Source organism: Pseudarthrobacter sp. lyk4-40-TYG-27, from assembly GCF_030209295.1.
Classification (GTDB): Bacteria; Actinomycetota; Actinomycetes; order Actinomycetales; family Micrococcaceae; genus Arthrobacter.
The window spans coordinates 391,278-407,100 of sequence record NZ_JARVSH010000001.1 but is presented as its reverse complement, the minus strand read 5'-3'; the positions used below and the strand labels follow the sequence as shown (position 1 = coordinate 407,100).

At 66.9% G+C, this 15,823-nt stretch carries 13 protein-coding genes; 4 read left to right on the top strand and 9 right to left on the bottom strand.

Going from position 1 to position 15,823, the window contains the following annotated elements:
- The first annotated feature begins 32 nt into the window (after positions 1 to 32).
- A complete protein-coding gene (secG, locus tag QRM96_RS01950) occupies positions 33 to 290 on the top strand; it encodes a preprotein translocase subunit SecG (protein ID WP_018761260.1) in 258 nt (85 codons plus the stop codon).
- Positions 291 to 426: 136 nt separating this feature from the next.
- The gene (locus tag QRM96_RS01945) at positions 427 to 822 is read left to right on the top strand and encodes an RNA polymerase-binding protein RbpA (RefSeq protein WP_018761261.1); all 396 of its coding nucleotides are present in this window, start codon (positions 427 to 429) and stop codon (positions 820 to 822) included.
- Here QRM96_RS01945 and pgl read toward each other — a convergent pair.
- The 6 genes from pgl to tkt are packed head-to-tail and all read right to left on the bottom strand — an operon-like array spanning position 775 to position 8,992.
- Positions 775 to 1,593, bottom strand: a complete 819-nt coding sequence (gene pgl / locus QRM96_RS01940; protein ID WP_109044629.1) for a 6-phosphogluconolactonase — start codon at positions 1,591 to 1,593, stop codon at positions 775 to 777. The genes QRM96_RS01945 and pgl overlap by 48 nt on opposite strands.
- Positions 1,583 to 2,524 (bottom strand): glucose-6-phosphate dehydrogenase assembly protein OpcA, encoded by a 942-nt coding sequence (locus QRM96_RS01935; protein ID WP_018761263.1) that lies wholly within the window; start codon positions 2,522 to 2,524, stop codon positions 1,583 to 1,585. Before QRM96_RS01935 ends, pgl begins: the two co-directional genes overlap by 11 nt.
- On the bottom strand, positions 2,521 to 4,080 hold the full coding sequence (gene zwf / locus QRM96_RS01930) for a glucose-6-phosphate dehydrogenase (protein ID WP_026264452.1): 1,560 nt from the start codon (positions 4,078 to 4,080) through the stop codon (positions 2,521 to 2,523). Before zwf ends, QRM96_RS01935 begins: the two co-directional genes overlap by 4 nt.
- A gap of 15 nt (positions 4,081 to 4,095) precedes the next feature.
- Positions 4,096 to 5,727 carry a phosphoglucose isomerase-related protein gene (locus QRM96_RS01925; protein WP_018761265.1) on the bottom strand — a complete coding sequence of 544 codons (1,632 nt, stop codon included), beginning with the start codon at positions 5,725 to 5,727 and terminating at the stop codon, positions 4,096 to 4,098.
- A gap of 6 nt (positions 5,728 to 5,733) precedes the next feature.
- Complete coding sequence (gene tal, locus QRM96_RS01920; RefSeq protein ID WP_285318131.1) at positions 5,734 to 6,849, bottom strand: transaldolase; 1,116 nt, start codon at positions 6,847 to 6,849, stop codon at positions 5,734 to 5,736.
- A gap of 25 nt (positions 6,850 to 6,874) precedes the next feature.
- Positions 6,875 to 8,992: a transketolase gene (tkt, locus tag QRM96_RS01915; RefSeq protein ID WP_285318364.1), complete on the bottom strand. Its 2,118-nt coding sequence runs from the start codon at positions 8,990 to 8,992 to the stop codon at positions 6,875 to 6,877.
- Positions 8,993 to 9,505: 513 nt separating this feature from the next.
- Between tkt and QRM96_RS01910 the strand changes: the two genes are divergently transcribed.
- Together QRM96_RS01910 and QRM96_RS01905 are read left to right on the top strand one after the other, a co-directional pair.
- Positions 9,506 to 10,465: a heme o synthase gene (locus QRM96_RS01910; protein ID WP_285318130.1), complete on the top strand. Its 960-nt coding sequence runs from the start codon at positions 9,506 to 9,508 to the stop codon at positions 10,463 to 10,465.
- 222 nt (positions 10,466 to 10,687) lie between these two features.
- Positions 10,688 to 12,955, top strand: a complete 2,268-nt coding sequence (locus tag QRM96_RS01905; protein WP_285318128.1) for a SulP family inorganic anion transporter — start codon at positions 10,688 to 10,690, stop codon at positions 12,953 to 12,955.
- Positions 12,956 to 13,046: 91 nt separating this feature from the next.
- Here the strand turns inward: QRM96_RS01905 and QRM96_RS01900 are convergent, their stop codons facing one another.
- From QRM96_RS01900 to QRM96_RS01890, 3 genes are read right to left on the bottom strand one after another with little or no spacing between them, the layout of a single operon-like run.
- The gene (locus tag QRM96_RS01900; protein WP_285318127.1) at positions 13,047 to 13,991 is read right to left on the bottom strand and encodes a COX15/CtaA family protein; all 945 of its coding nucleotides are present in this window, start codon (positions 13,989 to 13,991) and stop codon (positions 13,047 to 13,049) included.
- Positions 13,992 to 13,998: 7 nt separating this feature from the next.
- Positions 13,999 to 14,766: an ABC transporter permease gene (locus tag QRM96_RS01895; RefSeq protein ID WP_018761271.1), complete on the bottom strand. Its 768-nt coding sequence runs from the start codon at positions 14,764 to 14,766 to the stop codon at positions 13,999 to 14,001.
- A complete protein-coding gene (locus QRM96_RS01890) occupies positions 14,763 to 15,731 on the bottom strand; it encodes an ABC transporter ATP-binding protein (RefSeq protein WP_026264455.1) in 969 nt (322 codons plus the stop codon). The genes QRM96_RS01895 and QRM96_RS01890 overlap by 4 nt, the downstream gene beginning before the upstream one ends.
- Positions 15,732 to 15,823 lie beyond the last annotated feature (92 nt).

Genomic DNA, 15,823 nt, shown 5'->3' with positions numbered 1-15,823 from the left:
ACTCCCGCCATCCCAACTTCCGAAAGGCCGTCGTGGACGTTCTTCATGTCATCCTGCAGATCCTCCTGGGCATCACCAGCCTCCTGCTGACGCTGCTGATCCTCTTGCACAAGGGTCGCGGCGGCGGGCTTTCCGATATGTTCGGCGGCGGCATGAGCTCGGGCCTTAGCTCCTCCGGGGTAGCCGAACGAAACCTCAACCGTTTCACCATCGTCTTGGGCGTTACGTGGGGCGTGGTAATCATTGCCCTCGGCCTGATTATGCGGTTCAGCGGCGGTGGCGACTCCTAAGGGTCCCGCTGACTAGGGTCCAGAGGCCCTCCCGCTGCCCGGATCGGGCATCTAAACTGTGGCTGTCGGTTTACCGGCGGCCACAGTTGCGTTTAAGCTGCCGAAACCGGCCATCCGCTTCGAGGCAGGAGATGTCATGGTCCATCCAGCATCGGGCTTTCGGGGGACCCGCGCCGGGGTGACGGCAGGGTCCGGATCGAGCCTGCAGTCCACCGATTCTTCCGCCCAGCCCCTCCCTCGCATCCGGGTGTCCTACTGGTGCGCGAAGGGACACGAGACCCAGCCAGTCTTCCTTAAGCTCCCAGAGGACCAGATTCCCGTGACCTGGGACTGCCGCCGCTGCGGGGGTCCCGCCTCCCGTGACGGCCAGGCGGCCGCCTTGGCTGATCCGTTCGACGACGGATACAAAAGCCACCTGGAATACGTTAAAGAGCGGCGCTCCGACCGGGACGCGGAAGACGTCCTGGCCGGAGCGCTGGAAAAGCTACGCGCCCGCGGCGTCTTTTCGGACGAGTTGCTGCGGGACACGTGAGGCGGCGTTCTCGTCGATCAGCCACAGGGTACGGGACGTACCGCGCGGTCCGGCGGCAGGTACCTGAACCGGGTTGGCGCCGGCAAGGGCAAGCCCTACCGCCCCGGCCTTGTCCTCTCCGGCCACCACCATCCAGACCTCTGACGCCGTATTAATGGCTGGCAGGGTCAGTGAAATGCGCAGCGGCGGGGGCTTGGGCGAGTTGCGGACGCCCACCACTGTGAGGTTCTTTTCCCTGATGCCGGCTTGCTCAGGAAACAAGGACGCGATGTGGGCGTCGGGACCGACGCCCAGGAGTACCACGTCAAGGCGCGGCAACGCTGACGGCTCATCCGGGCGGTCATCGGACATGTCCGCTGCATGTTCGGCTGCTGCCGCTTCCCGGAGTTGCCGCGCATAGTCTTCGGCCGCCTCCTCTGCGGTACCGAAGTCGTCCGCGGAGCCCGGGGAGTGGACCCGTTCCGGGTCCACGGGAATGTGTGAGAGCAGGGCATCGAACGCCTGCTTGGTGTTCCGGTCCGGGTCCGCGGTACCAACGAAACGTTCGTCACCCCACCAAAAGTTGACCTTGGACCAATCGACGGCGGGAGCCGCCGGGGAATCGGCCACTGCCTTCAGCGTACCGATCCCCACGGTCCCCCCGGTGAGCACCACTGTGGCTTCGCCGTACTTGTCCTGGACATCAACGAGCTTGGTGATCAGGCGGGCCGCGATGGCGGCCATGAGGACGGACGAATCAGGATGGATGCTTACTCTGGGGTCAACGCTCACTGGGTCGGACGCTCCTTAGATTGGTACGTGGCAGTCCAATAGTAATCACTTCGCCAAACACTTCGTCCGGGTCAAGCCGGCGGAGCTCCTCGGCCAGGCAGTCGCGGAGGCTGCGTCGGGGGAGGGTGATCCGTTGGGCGGGTTGGCCGGGCTGGGTGAGTTCGGCGACCGAGAGTCCGGGGCGGAAGAGCTGCACGTCGCCGCCGGGCCGGCTGAGGCGGACGCGGCGGATCCCTGTCCCGGCCGGGTCCGCGACGATGGTCACGGGTGCGTCCAGGGTCAGCGTGAGCCACGCCGCGAGCAGGATGGTGGACGGTGAGTCCGAGGCGCCTTCGACCGCGACCGCGGTGACGGGGGAGGAATCGACTTCGTCCAGTGCCGCGGCCAGCTGGATCCGCCAGTTGGTCAGCCGGGTCCAGGCGAGGTCGGTGTCACCGGCTTTGTAGGTGTGGTGGATCCGTTCCAGTGCCGCCTGCGGGTCCGGTTCGTTGGCAGAGTCTGTGATCCTGCGGTGCGCGATCGCGCCGATGGAAGTCTCGCACGCGTTCTCGGGTGCCCCGTGCGGCCACCAGGCCACGATCGGGGCGTCCGGGAGCAGCAGGGCGGCCACCAGGGATTCGGACTCGTGCGCGAGCTGGCCATAGCCGCGGAGCACGATGACCTCGGATGCGCCGGCATCCCCGCCCACGCGGATCTGCGCGTCGAGCCGGTCCTCGGCGTCCTTTCCGGCGTCGGCCAGGACGATGATCCGGCAGGGGTGTTCCCGGCTGGCGTCATTTGCGGCCTCAATGGCTTCTTCCTCAAGCCCGGACTTGGTCACCACCACGAGGGTGAGGACCCGACCCAGGGCGATCACCCCGCCCTGCTCGCGCAGGGACATGAGCTTCTTGGATACCTTCGAGGTGGTGGTATCGGGCAGGTTTACGATCATGGCCTTCTCCAGGTTCGTCCGTCGCGGGCCAGCAGCTCATCGGCGCTGGCCGGGCCCCAGGAGCCGGGGGCATAGGGTTCGGGCTGTTCGGCCAGGGTGGCCCAGTATTCCTCGAACGGGTCCAGGATCTTCCAGGACAGCTCCACTTCCTGATGGCGCGGGAACAACGGCGGCTCACCAAGCAGAACGTCCAGGATCAGCCGCTCGTACGCTTCGGGGCTCGATTCGGTGAACGAGTGCCCGTAGCCGAAGTCCATGGTCACGTCACGGACTTCCATCTGGGTGCCGGGGACCTTGGAACCGAACCGGATGGTTACGCCCTCGTCGGGCTGGACCCGGATCACCACGGCGTTCTGCCCGAAGTCGTCCTCGCCATGGTCGCGGAAGAGCAAATTCGGGGCTCGTTTGAAGACCACGGCAATCTCGGTGACGCGGCGGCCCAGGCGCTTGCCCGCACGCAGGTAGAACGGAACCCCGGACCAGCGGCGGGTGTGGATGTCCACCCGGATCGCCGCATAGGTCTCCGTGGTGGAGTCGGCGGGGATGCCTTCCTCTTCCAGATAGCCCTGGACCTGCTCGCCGCCCTGCCATCCACCGGTGAACTGGCCGCGCGCGGAGTGCGTGGAGAGATCGTCCGGGAGCTTGACCGCGGCGAGGACCTTTTCCTTCTCCGCCCGCAGGTCATCGGCATTGAAGGAGATCGGTTCCTCCATAGCCGTCAGTGCCAGCAACTGGAGGAGGTGGTTCTGGATGACGTCGCGGGCCGCACCCACACCGTCGTAATACCCGGCCCGGCCACCGGTGCCGATGTCCTCGGCCATGGTGATCTGGACATGGTCCACGTAGTTGGCGTTCCACAGCGGTTCGAACAGCTGGTTCGCGAAACGCAGTGCCAGGATGTTCTGGACCGTCTCCTTGCCCAGGTAGTGATCGATCCGGAACACGGCGTCCGGCGGGAAGACGGACTCGACAATGTCGTTAAGCTGCCGCGCCGATTCCAGGTCATGGCCGAACGGTTTCTCGATCACCACCCGCCGCCACTTGTCCCCGTCAGCCTGCGCCAGGCCGTGCTTGGAGAGCTGCCGGCACACCTGCTCGAACGCCTTGGGCGGGATCGACAGATAGAACGCGTGGTTCCCGCGGGTGCCGCGGACGTCGTCGAGCTCCTTGATCGTCTCGCCGAGGCGCTCGAACGCGGCGTCGTCGTCGAACTCGCCCTGGACAAACCGGATGCCCTCGGACAGCTGGTTCCAGACCGCCTCATCGAACGGTGTGCGCGCGTGCTCCTGCACGGAGGCCTTCACCTCGGCGGCGAAGTCCTCCTTGTCCCACTCACGGCGGGCGAATCCCACCAGCGCAAAGCTGGGAGGCAACAACCCGCGGTTGGCGAGGTCATACACCGCCGGCATGAGCTTCTTCCGGGCAAGGTCGCCTGTCACCCCGAAGAGGACAAGCGACGAAGGACCGGCAATCCGGTTCAAACGGCGGTCACGCGGGTCGCGCAACGGATTACGCCCGCGGCCCGCGCCCTTCCTGCCGTATTCAGTTTCTGGCATGGTTGCTTCTGCGCCTTAGCTCTCGGTTGCGGATGCGCGGGTGGACAGCGCTGCGACAAGGTCCTGCAGCTGCGCCACACCGGCGGCACGGTCGGTGAGGTGGAGGCGCAGCACGGGCCGGCCGTGCTGGCCCAGGACCTGGGCGTCGCCTGCAGCCTGGGCGGCAATGAGCTCGCCGAAGCTGAACGGCCGGTCCGGGATCGCGAGGTCCTCGGCCGCCGCAGCGGTGACCTGCAGGAAGACGCCGATCGCGGGGCCGCCCTTGTGGAACTGCCCGGTGGAGTGCAGGAAGCGCGGGCCCCAGCCGAACGTCACCGGCCGGCCGGAAGCCGCGGCGAGCTCGTCACGGATTCCTTCAAGGCCTGAAAAGGCCAGGCGGTCGAAGTACGCCTGGACGCTCAGGTAGCTGTCGGCAGCGAGCGTGCCAAGGAGTGCTTTGACGGCTTCGGCGGCGGTGGTGGCGCCGCCGAGCCAGTCGCCGCCCCGGACCTCGATGGCACCGTCCACGAAAGCGGCAGGGGTCGGCTCCGGCTGGGCATCCAGCAGCCCCCGGGCAGCCACCTTGGCGGCTTCCACGTCAGGCTGGTCGAAGGGGTTGATGCCCAGCAGCCGGCCCGCAACGGCGGTGGCGAACTCCCACACCATCATCTGGGTGGCGAGGCCTCCTGCGATGGCCACCTGGTTGTCTCCGAGTTCGACGTCGGCATCCGCGGCTACCAGCCGCACCACCAGGACGTCCGGCGCGCCGGAGGTCACCTCGGGCGCGTTGGGACCCGCCACGACAGGCAGGATGCCCGTCCCCAGCTTGCCCGTCGATTCAGCGATGAGCTGCTCGGCCCAGTCGGCGAAGCCAACGATGCCGGAGCCGTCCTCGGCAATGACGATCTTGTTCCGCAGCGGGCTGGTACCGCCGAGGGCGGCGCCCAGGGCGAGGCCGATGTTTTCGGGTGCGTCGTCATTGAGGACCTCGGCGGCTTCCTCGGCCTCATCCAGGAAGGCCTGGATATCAACCCCGGCCAGGCCTGAGGGCACCAGTCCGAACGCCGTCAGCGCCGAGTAGCGTCCGCCGACGTTCGGATCGGCGTTGAACACCGCGCGGTAGCCGGTTTCGCGGGACGACTTGTCCAGCGGGGAACCGGGATCGGTCACGATGATGATCCGGCTCTTGGCGTCCAGCCCGGCCTCGGTGAAGGCCTGCTCGAAGATGCGGCGCTGTGAGTCGGTTTCCAGGGTGGAACCGGACTTGGACGAGACCACGATTGCGGTCTCGGCCAGCCGGTCTTCAAGGGCAGCACGGACCTGGTCGGGGTCCGTGCTGTCCAGCACCGTCAGCTCGACGCCGGCCGTGCCTGCGATAACCTCGGGGGCCAGCGAGGATCCGCCCATGCCGCAAAGCACGATCCGGGTGACGCCTTCGGCGCGCAGGGCGTCGCGGAGTTCCAGGATGTCCTTGACCAAGGATTGTGAAACGGTGGCCGCCTCCACCCAGCCGAGGCGGATGGCCGACTCCGACTCCGCATCAGGACCCCACAGGGTGTGGTCCTTCGCGAAGATCCGGGTGGCGATCCGGTCATTTACCAGGGCGGGAAGGTGCTGGTCCAGGGCTTGCTGGGCAGCGCCGGTGGCGTCGAAGCTGAGTGTGCTCATTGTGTGTTAGGAGGCCTTCCGTGCAGAGGCGAGGGCACCTTCGACGTCGGCCAGCAGTTCTTTCCAGCTGGCCACGAACTTGTCCAGGCCTTCGGTTTCGAGCAGGGCGACGACATCGTTGTAGGAGATGCCGAGCTTTTCCAGGGCGTCGAGGGTGGCGTTCGCCTCGGCGTACGTGCCGGTGACCGTATCACCGGTGACCACGCCGTGGTCGAAGGTGGCGTCCAGGGTCTTCTCCGGCATGGTGTTGACGACGCCGGGAGCGACAAGTTCGGTGACGTAAAGGGTGTCGGGGTACGCCGGGTCCTTAACGCCGGTGGAGGCCCACAGCGGACGCTGGGGGAGTGCCCCGGACCCGGCGAGCAGTGCCCACCGCTCAGTCGAGAAGAGTTCCTCGTAGACCTGGTAGGCAAGGCGGGCGTTGGCAACGCCGGCCTTCCCCTTCAGTGCCTTGGCTTCGTCGGTGCCGATCTTGTCCAGGCGCTTGTCGATCTCGGTGTCCACCCGGGAGACAAAGAACGAGGCCACGGAGTGGATCTTCGCGAGGTCGTGGCCGTTCTCCTTGGCCTGCTCCAGGCCGGACTGGAAGGCGTTGATGACCGCGCGGTAACGCTCCAGGGAGAAGATCAGCGTTACGTTGACGCTGATGCCCTCGGCCAGGGTGGCGGTGATGGCCTCGAGGCCTTCCAGGGTTGCCGGGATCTTGATGTGGACGTTGTCCTTGTTGACCCGCTGGTAGAGGTGCTTGGCCTCGGCGATGGTGCCTGCGGTGTCCCAGGCCAGGCGGGGGTCGACTTCGATGGACACGCGGCCGTCGACGCCCTTGGTGGCTGCGGCCACCGGGGCGAAGAGGTCGCAGGCGTCGGCGACGTCGGTGGTGGTGATCTCGAAGATCGTGTCTTCCACGCTGGCGCCCTCTGCTGCCTTGCCGGCAATGATGGCGTCGTAGTCCGTGCCGGAGGTGATGGCTGCGTGGAAGATGGACGGGTTGGTGGTCACGCCAACCACGTTCTTCTCTTCAATGAGCTTGCGGAGGGTGCCGGTTTCCAGGCGTCCGCGGGAGAGGTCGTCGAGCCAGATGGAGACTCCGGCGTCGGAGAGCTGCTGGGTGGGAGTAGTCATTTCTGTATCTCCTAAAAGATGAGGTTTAGCCCTGGAGGCTGGAGAGGGAATCCTTGGCGGCGGCAGCAACTGCTTCTGCCGTGATGCCGAATTCCTGGAAAAGGCGCTTGTAGTCGGCGGAAGCGCCGTAGTGCTCGAGGCTGATGGAACGGCCGGCGTCGCCGACGAATTCCCGCCAGCCCAAGGCCAGTCCGGCTTCAACCGAGACGCGTGCCTTGACGGCGGCCGGCAGGACGGATTCGCGGTAGGCGGCATCCTGCTTCTTGAACCACTCGACGCACGGCATGGAGACGACGCGGGCGGCGATACCGTCGGCCTGCAGCGCTTCGCGTGCCTGGACGGCCAGCTGGACCTCGGAACCGGTGGCAATGAGGATCACGTCGGCAGGTACCGTGGCGCCGTCTTTCGAAGCCTCGGCCAGGACGTAGCCGCCCTTCGCAACCCCGGCCGTGGAACCGAAGGTGTCGCCGTCGGCGTCGCCCGCACCGCGTTCCCACGTGGGGATGTTCTGGCGGGTCAGGACGATGCCTGCGGGGTTGGCGTGGTTTTCCAGCATGGTCTTCCAGGCGGCAGCAACCTCGTTGGCGTCGCCGGGGCGGACCACGTCCAGTCCCACGATGGCGCGCAGTGAGGCCAGCTGTTCCACCGGCTGGTGGGTGGGGCCGTCCTCGCCCAGGCCGATGGAGTCGTGCGTCCAGACGTACAGGGACGGCACACCCATCAGGGCGCCGAGGCGGATGGCGGGCCGCTGGTAGTCGCTGAAGATCAGGAAGGTGCCCGAGAACGCCCGGGTGTTTCCTGCCAGGCTGATGCCGTTGACGATCGACGCGGCAGCGTGCTCGCGGATGCCGAAGTGCAGCACCCGGCCGTACGGGTTGCCGGACCACGCGTCGGTCTGCTTGGAGGCCGGCACGAAGGACGGCGAGCCCTCGATGGTGGTGTTGTTGGACTCGGCGAGGTCGGCGGAGCCGCCCCAGAGTTCGGGCATGACCGGGCCCAGCGCATTGAGGACCTTGCCGGACGCCGCGCGGGTGGAAACGTCCTTGCCTGCGGGGAACACCGGCAGGGCGTCGTCGATGCCCTCGGGAAGTTCGCGGGCTTCGATGCGCTGCAGCAGTGCTGCCCCTTCCGGGTTGGCTGCCTGCCAGGCGTTGAACGACTCTTCCCACTCTTTGTATTCGGCAGCGCCGCGTTCAACCACCGCACGGGCGTGTTCGAGCACTTCCTGGTCCACGTCGAAGGACTTGGCGGGGTCGAAGCCCAGGACTTCCTTCAGCGCGGCGACTTCCTCGGCGCCCAGGGCCGAGCCGTGGATCTTGCCGGTGTTCTGCTTCTTGGGTGCCGGGTAGCCGATGACGGTGCGCAGCGAGATGATTGACGGCTTGGAGGTTTCGGCCTTCGCGGCGAGCAGGGCCGAGTAGAGCTCCTGGACGTCTTCCTTGTATTCGCCCGTGCGGGTCCAGTCCACGCGCTGGGTGTGCCAGCCGTAGGCCTCGTAGCGCTTCAGGACATCCTCGGTGAACGCGATGTCGGTGTCGTCCTCGATGGAAATGTGGTTCTCGTCGTAGATCACCACGAGGTTGCCAAGCTCCTGGTGGCCGGCAAGCGAGGATGCCTCGGAGGTCACGCCTTCCTGGAGGTCGCCGTCGGAGGCGATAACCCAGATGGTGTGGTCGAACGGCGATTCGCCCGCGGGAGCGTCGGCGTCAAAAAGACCGCGCTGGCGGCGCTGCGAGTAGGCAAAGCCCACGGAGGACGCCAAGCCCTGGCCCAGCGGGCCGGTAGTGATTTCCACGCCGGCCGTGTGCTTGTACTCAGGGTGGCCCGGGGTGAGTGAACCCCAGGTGCGGAGCGCTTCCAGGTCCTTCAGTTCCAGCCCATAGCCGGAAAGGAACAGCTGGATGTAGAGCGTGAGGGAGGTGTGGCCGGGGGACAGGATGAAGCGGTCGCGGCCCAGCCAGTGCGGATCACGCGGATCGTGGCGCATCAGCTTCTGGAAAAGAAGGTACGCGGCCGGGGCCAGGCTCATCGCCGTACCCGGGTGGCCGTTGCCCACCTTTTCTACGGCATCCGCTGCCAGCACGCGGATGGTATCCACGGCGCGCTGGTCCAGGCTGGTCCATGACAGTTCTTGCTCTTCCAAATGTGGCACGAAAACCGGGCCCCTCTCTGTGCTGGTGGCAGTGGTACACCGGATCCGGCTAAGGGCGCGCTCTGTGGCGCCGCTTTGGTGTGTACCAGCCGTTCACCATCGAAACGTTGATCTTTGCATTCAGTCACGAACAGCAAGTGGGAATGCGTTTTCCACCGCTTACTTGCTGCGTGCTGATCTGGTGACAGCTTAGCTCTTATCCATAGTCCGGGCGGCCCGAATCTCACGTTTTGGACGCAATTTCCCCTTTTGTGAAAGGCTCCGGCGGAAGGCTGAGTTAATCTGCTCGAATGGGCCTGCGAGCGATCAACTGCGCATATGGCAGGCCCCGGGCGGGGGTGCCGGCACGGTATGATATTCGGAGGCCAACACCGGTGGGCACCACTGCAGCCGGAGTCTCCCGGCAGATGCAGGCACATGGCAATTTCTTTTCGTCGTGCCATGCCCGGGGCGGGGCCGCACGACCGGAGCTGCACAGCCAGCCTCAACTGCCACACAGAACGGGTGACTGCCACCGTGAGCACAACAGATACGCCGCTAAACGCATCCCGGGCCTCCGGCGCCGGGTTTGCCCGCAAGGCAAAGGCGTATCTCGCCCTCACCAAACCCCGCGTGATCGAACTGCTCCTGGTGAGCACCCTGCCCACCATGATCTACGCCGAGCGGGGCTTCCCGCCCATCGGCCTGATCCTTGCCACCCTGGTGGGGGGCGCCTTCGCCGCCGGAAGTGCCGGGGCATTCAACTGCTACATCGACCGGGATATCGACAAGCTGATGCACCGCACCGAAAACCGGCCGCTGGTGACGGGCGAAGTCACGCCCCGCGAAGCGCTGGTCTTCTCGTGGCTGCTGGGTGCGGCGGCGATCGTGATCCTCTGGTTTGGTGCCAACCCGCTGTCAGCCTGGCTCGGCCTGGGCGCCATCTTCTTCTACGTGGTGGTCTACACCATGATCCTCAAGCGCCGTACCGCACAGAACATTGTGTGGGGCGGCGCCGCAGGGTGCTTCCCGGTCCTGATTGCCTGGGCTGCGGTGACCAATTCGGTGGAGTGGCCGGCGGTCATCCTCTTCATGGTGATCTTCCTGTGGACACCGCCGCACTACTGGCCGCTGTCCATGCGCTACGGCGAGGACTACCGCAACGCCAATGTCCCGATGCTCGGCGCCATCGCCGGCGCCAAGGTGGTTTCCGTCCAGGTTGTCCTCTATGCCTGGGCCATGGTCGCCTGCTCGCTGCTGATGATTCCCGCAGGCGGTGCCGGTTGGGTCTACACGGCCACCGCCGTCCTGGCGGGCGCATGGTTCCTTTATGAATCCCATGCCCTGTATGCGCGTGCGCAGCGGGAGGACATCCCCGACAAGCGGGCCATGAAGGTGTTCCACGGCTCCATCAGCTACCTGACCCTGCTCTTTATCGCCCTCGCCGTCGATCCCTTCATCGGCCGGGCGGTGGCAGGCGGCTAGCCCAAACGCCGCACCAACCTGCCGGCGGCCCCCACCTCACGGTGGGGGCCGCTTTTTGTTGTTGAGCCTTGTTGGGCGGCAAGCGTGGGGGGGTAAGCCAATGATTCGTTGCCTTGGCGAACAATATGACATCTTTGTCATATCTGTCACGTTAACTGTCATTGAACATGACCAGCTGCTTACGGTGGACCGGACCCTTCCCGCAAGCAAAGGAAAGAGCCCATGGAAGCCCGTCCCACAGCCGTCCCCGCTCCCAGCCACAGCCCACCGGGTGGAAACTGGAATCCGCTCCGGAAAAAACCCGGCATCTCCGGGTTTGCCTCCCATCTCGGTGCCGACATTCCCGCTTCACTGGTGGTGTTCCTCGTCGCGCTCCCGCTCTCGCTTGGCATTGCGGCCGCATCCGGTGCCCCGATCATGGCGGGATTGATCGCCGCCGCCATCGGCGGCATCGTGGCCGGCAGCCTTGGCGGCTCGCCGCTTCAGGTGAGTGGTCCCGCCGCCGGGCTGACCGTCGTCGTGGCCGGCCTGGTGCAGGTGTTCGGCTGGCAGGTGACGTGCGCCATCACCGTGGCCGCCGGCGTCGTGCAGCTGCTGCTGGGCATCAGCCGTGTCGGCCGGGCAGCCCTGGCCGTTTCCCCCGTGGTGGTCAAAGCCATGCTCGCCGGCATCGGCGTCACCATCATCCTGCAGCAGCTGCACGTGCTGCTGGGATCGCGGCCCGCGGGCTCTGCGCTTGAGAACCTCGCAGGACTGCCCGCCGCCATTATCAACCTGGAACTGCATGCCGCCCTGCTGGGCCTGGCGGTCATCGTGATCCTGCTGTGCTGGCGGTTCCTTCCCGCCATTGTCCGCCGGGTGCCCGGCCCGCTGGCAGCAGTTGCCGCCGGTACCGCGTTGGCGGTCGCCTTTGCCCCGGGGGTGGAACGGATCTCCCTCGACGGTTCGATCTTCGATGCGATCGCCCTGCCGCAGCTTCCCGACGGAAACTGGCGGGCGTTCGCTTTCGCAGTCCTGACCATGGCCCTGATCGCGAGCATCGAATCGCTCCTTTCCGCGGTTGCAGTGGACAAAATGCACACCGGACCGCGAACCAACCTCAACAAGGAACTCGTCGGCCAAGGCGCCGCAAACATCGTCTCCGGATCACTGGGCGGCCTTCCCGTCACGGGTGTGATCGTCCGCAGCGCCACCAACGTGGAAGCCGGCGCAGCCACCCGCACGTCCGCCGTGCTGCATGGCATCTGGGTCCTCGCCTTCTCGGCGCTCTTCGCCGGACTGATCCAGCTCATCCCGCTGGCCGTCCTCGCCGGCCTGCTGGTGGTCATCGGTGCACGCCTGATCAAGGTGGCCGATATCCGCACCAGCCTGCGGACCGGTGACCTCCTGATCTACGCCGTGACCCTTGGCTGCGTCGTTTTCCTGAACCTGTTGGAGGGCGTCATGATCGGGCTCGCCCTGGCCGCCGCGTGCGTGCTGTGGCGGGTCCTGCGCGCCCCGATCCAGGCCCACCCGCCCGCCGCCGCGTCGTCGCCCTGGCGGGTGACAGTTGCCGGATCCTGCAGCTTCTTCGCCCTGCCGCGGCTGAACGGGACGCTGCAGTCAATCCCCGCCGCCGTGGACGTCGTGGTGGAGCTGAATGCGGACTACGTGGACCATTCGTTCCGCGAAGCCCTGCTGGCCTGGCAGGTCCAGCACCAGGCCACAGGCGGAACCGTGAACCTCGAAGAGCACGGGAACACCCTGTTCCGGGACGCGGCCCACCAATCGCCCCGCCGCGGAGAAGCCAGCGAGCTGCCGCTGCCACCCCGGAAGGAATCCCTGCTGCAGGGAATCAACAAGTATCACCGCCGGTTCGCGGACCAGGTGCGTCCCCTGGTGCACGACCTGGCCGAAGTGCAGAACCCGGACAGCCTGTTCGTGGCCTGCGTTGACTCGCGCGTCAACCCCAACCTGATCACCAGCAGTGGTCCGGGCGATCTGCTCACCCTGCGGAACATCGGCAACGTTGTGTGCAACCACGGCCAGGATTCCTCGATCGACTCGGCCCTGTCCTTCGCCGTCACGGGCCTGGGCGTGAAGTCGCTGGTGATCTGCGGGCATTCAAACTGTGGCGCCATGAAGGCGCTGATCGCCGAGGCGGACGGCGCGGACCACGCTTCCCTGGGCCCGGCGTTCGGGCGTTGGCTGGGGCACGCCCGGCAAAGCCATGCGGAACTGCTGGCGGGCCACCCGGTGGGGAGGCAGGCCGCCGCCGCCGGGTACGGCACGGTGGACCAGTTGGCGATGGTCAACGTCGCCGTGCAGCTGGGCAAGCTCCACAACCATCCGCACGCGGGGCCGGCCCTGGCCGGCGGGCAGGTCCAAGCAACCGGCCTGTTCTACGACATTGCCACCGCGCGGGTCCTCGAAGTGACGCCGGACGGCATAGCGGACCTCGACCCGGCGCTCGGGTCCAGGCTGCAGGACGGCGCCTTGGCGTCCGGTTAGTCCGGGCACCTGCGGCACGGCCTGCGACTAGAGAAAAGGCGCCCCGGTCCATAGACGGACCGGGGCGCCTTCTTCGTGGCGATGCCTGAACCTACGTGGCTGTGCTCGAGCGGGCGAGATCCCAGGCGTTCGTCGATGCAGCCATCAGCAACGCGGCACCGAGCATATGGGCCGCCACCAGCAATGCGGGAATGCCGTTGTAGTACTGCGTGAACCCGATGACAGCCTGCAGGACCGTGACTCCGAGGAGGGCCAGCACGGCGGTCCGGAACGGGCCGGTGATCCGCCGGCGCACCACCAGGACGAGGGCCACCACCGTGCCGGCAGTCACCAGGTAGGCGGGTACAGCATGGATGTGCGACACAAGGTCCCAGTCGAGGTTGTTGCGGGGCGCGTCGGCGTCACCGGCGTGCGGCCCGGCCCCGGTCACCACCACGCCAAGCATGACGGCCACGGCAGAGAAGAGGGCGACGGCGGCCGTCACCGGGCGCAGGACCGCGGGGAGCACGGCCGGCCGGGCCGCCAGGAAACGGCCGGTCCGGCCGAAAGCGCGGTTCACCAGCAAGGTGGAGAACACCACCAGGGCCATGGACACCAGGAAGTGCAGGCCCACCACCCATGGGTTGAGGTTGGTCAGCACGGTGATGCCGCCGATCACGGCCTGCGCCGGGATGCTGGCCAGCAGGCCCAGGGCCAGCAGGAAGAGGTCCTTGCGTTCCTTCCGCAGGTTCCACAGGTACACCAGCAACAGCACGGCAACCGCGGCCAGGACAAACGTCAGGAGCCTGTTCCCGAATTCGATGAAACCGTGAACGCCCATTTCCGGGGTGTTCACCAGCGAATCGGAAGTGCAGCGCGGCCACGTGGGGCAGCCAAGCCCGGACGCCGTCAGCCGGACGGCGCCGCCGGTGACCACCAGGAGTGTCTGGCCAATCAGCGACGCGACAGCGAGGCGGCGGACGCGGACGTCCACGGTGCGGGGCAGCCGGGACGCCAGGCGGCTGGCGAGCTGGGGGAGGCGGGAAGCCGTGGTCACGATTTTCTCAATTCCACTTGAACCAACGGATGGCTGCGGCCCCGGCGATGACGGTCCAGAGCAGCAGGATGAGGGCGGCGCCGCCATTGACGGCCCCGCCCAGGAAAGCGGCGCGCATGGATTCGCCGAGCGCGCCGGAGGGCAGGAAGTGGATGACGGCCTGGGCTGCGGCGGGCAGCCGTTCGGCAGGGATGACGATGCCGCCCATGGCGCCCAGGAGGATCCACAGCAGGTTGGTGATGGCCAGGGTCGCTTCCGGCCGCACCGTTCCGGCCACCAGCAGCCCCAGCGACGTGAAGGCTGCGGCGCCAAGCGCCAGCAGTCCCAGGCCGGGAAGCCAGCCGGCCGCCGTCGGCTGCCAGCCCAGGGCCAGCGCCACGAGGCCCACCACAACCACCTGCAGGCAGAGGACGGCCAGGACGGAAAGGACCTTGCCGGCGATCAGGCCGCCACGGCCGAGCGGCGTGGTGGAAAGGAACCGCAGAACGCCGTACCGGCGGTCAAACCCGGTGGCGATGCCCTGGCCGGTGAAGGCGGTTGACATCGCGCAGAGGGCCAGGATGCCGGGGACCGCCACGTTCACGCGGCTGGAGCCCATGCCGTCCAGGAACGGGGTCACCGTCAGGCCAACCAGGGCAAGGAGCGGAAGCACCACTGCAAGGATCAGCTGTTCTCCGTTCCGGAGCATCGTCAGTGCCTCGTACTTGCCCTGCAGCAGCACGCGGCGAAGCAGGGGAGCGGGCTGCTGGTGCTCCTGCGGTGCTGCGGCGCTCATCGGATGTCCTTTCCCGAGATATCCAAAAAGACGTCTTCAAGGCTACGCGCCTGAAGGCTCATCGAGGCCGGCATGATTCCCTTCGCTTCCCACCACTGCGCCAGGGCGGCCAGATGGCGCGGTGTCAGGGTGCCGGTCACCGTGTAGCTCCCGGCGCGTGCTTCGGAGACGTCGACGCCGGCGGGCAGCACGGCGGCCACGTCCAGGCCGGCCGGTGCCTCGAAGACCAGGGTCCGGACGTGTTCGGCGCCCGGGTCCGCCACCGGGCTGCGCTGCAGCAGTTCCTGGACCGTTCCCTCTGCCACGTTGCGGCCGCCGTCGATGATGTAGACGTAATCGGCAAGGCGCTGGGCATCGTCCATCAGGTGTGTCGTGAGGATGATGCCCATGCCGCCGTCGCGAAGTTCGGCAATCAGGTCGAACACCAGCTGGCGGGACTGGGGATCCAGGCCGGCGCTTGGCTCGTCGAGGAACAGTACTTCGGGACGGCCAATCAGGGCGGCGGCCAGGGCAAGGCGCTGCTTTTGGCCGCCGGACAGCCTGCGGACGCTGGTCCGGCTGAAGGTATCGATACCCAGCCTGCCCACCAGGTCTTCAAGGGGCCAGGGGTCGGCGTAGAGGCCGGCGATGTGCCGCAGCAGCGGCAGTGGCCTTGCTGACGGCGGGAGCCCGCCATCCTGGAGCATGACGCCAACGCGGGCGCGGAGGCCGGACCCGGCCGCGGCCGGGTCCTGGCCCAGCAGCGAGATGCTGCCGCCGCTGCGTTTCTGCAGGCCTTGGGCGCATTCGAGGGTGGTTGTCTTGCCGGCACCGTTGGCGCCCAGCAACGCGGTCACTTCCCCCCGCTCGGCGATGAGTGAAACGCCGCTCACCACCCGAAGCATCTTTCCGTCCAGGTTGGACAGGGGGCCTACGTCCTTGATGAGCCCATTAATGGACAGGACAGGGGACTTGGGGGATCGCACCACAGTATTCTACGGGATGTAGTATTCAGTGCCGTCCTTGCTGCGGCTCCCGCGTCCGGCGCCGGGCGGCACTCCCGGGTGGCACGGGAAGC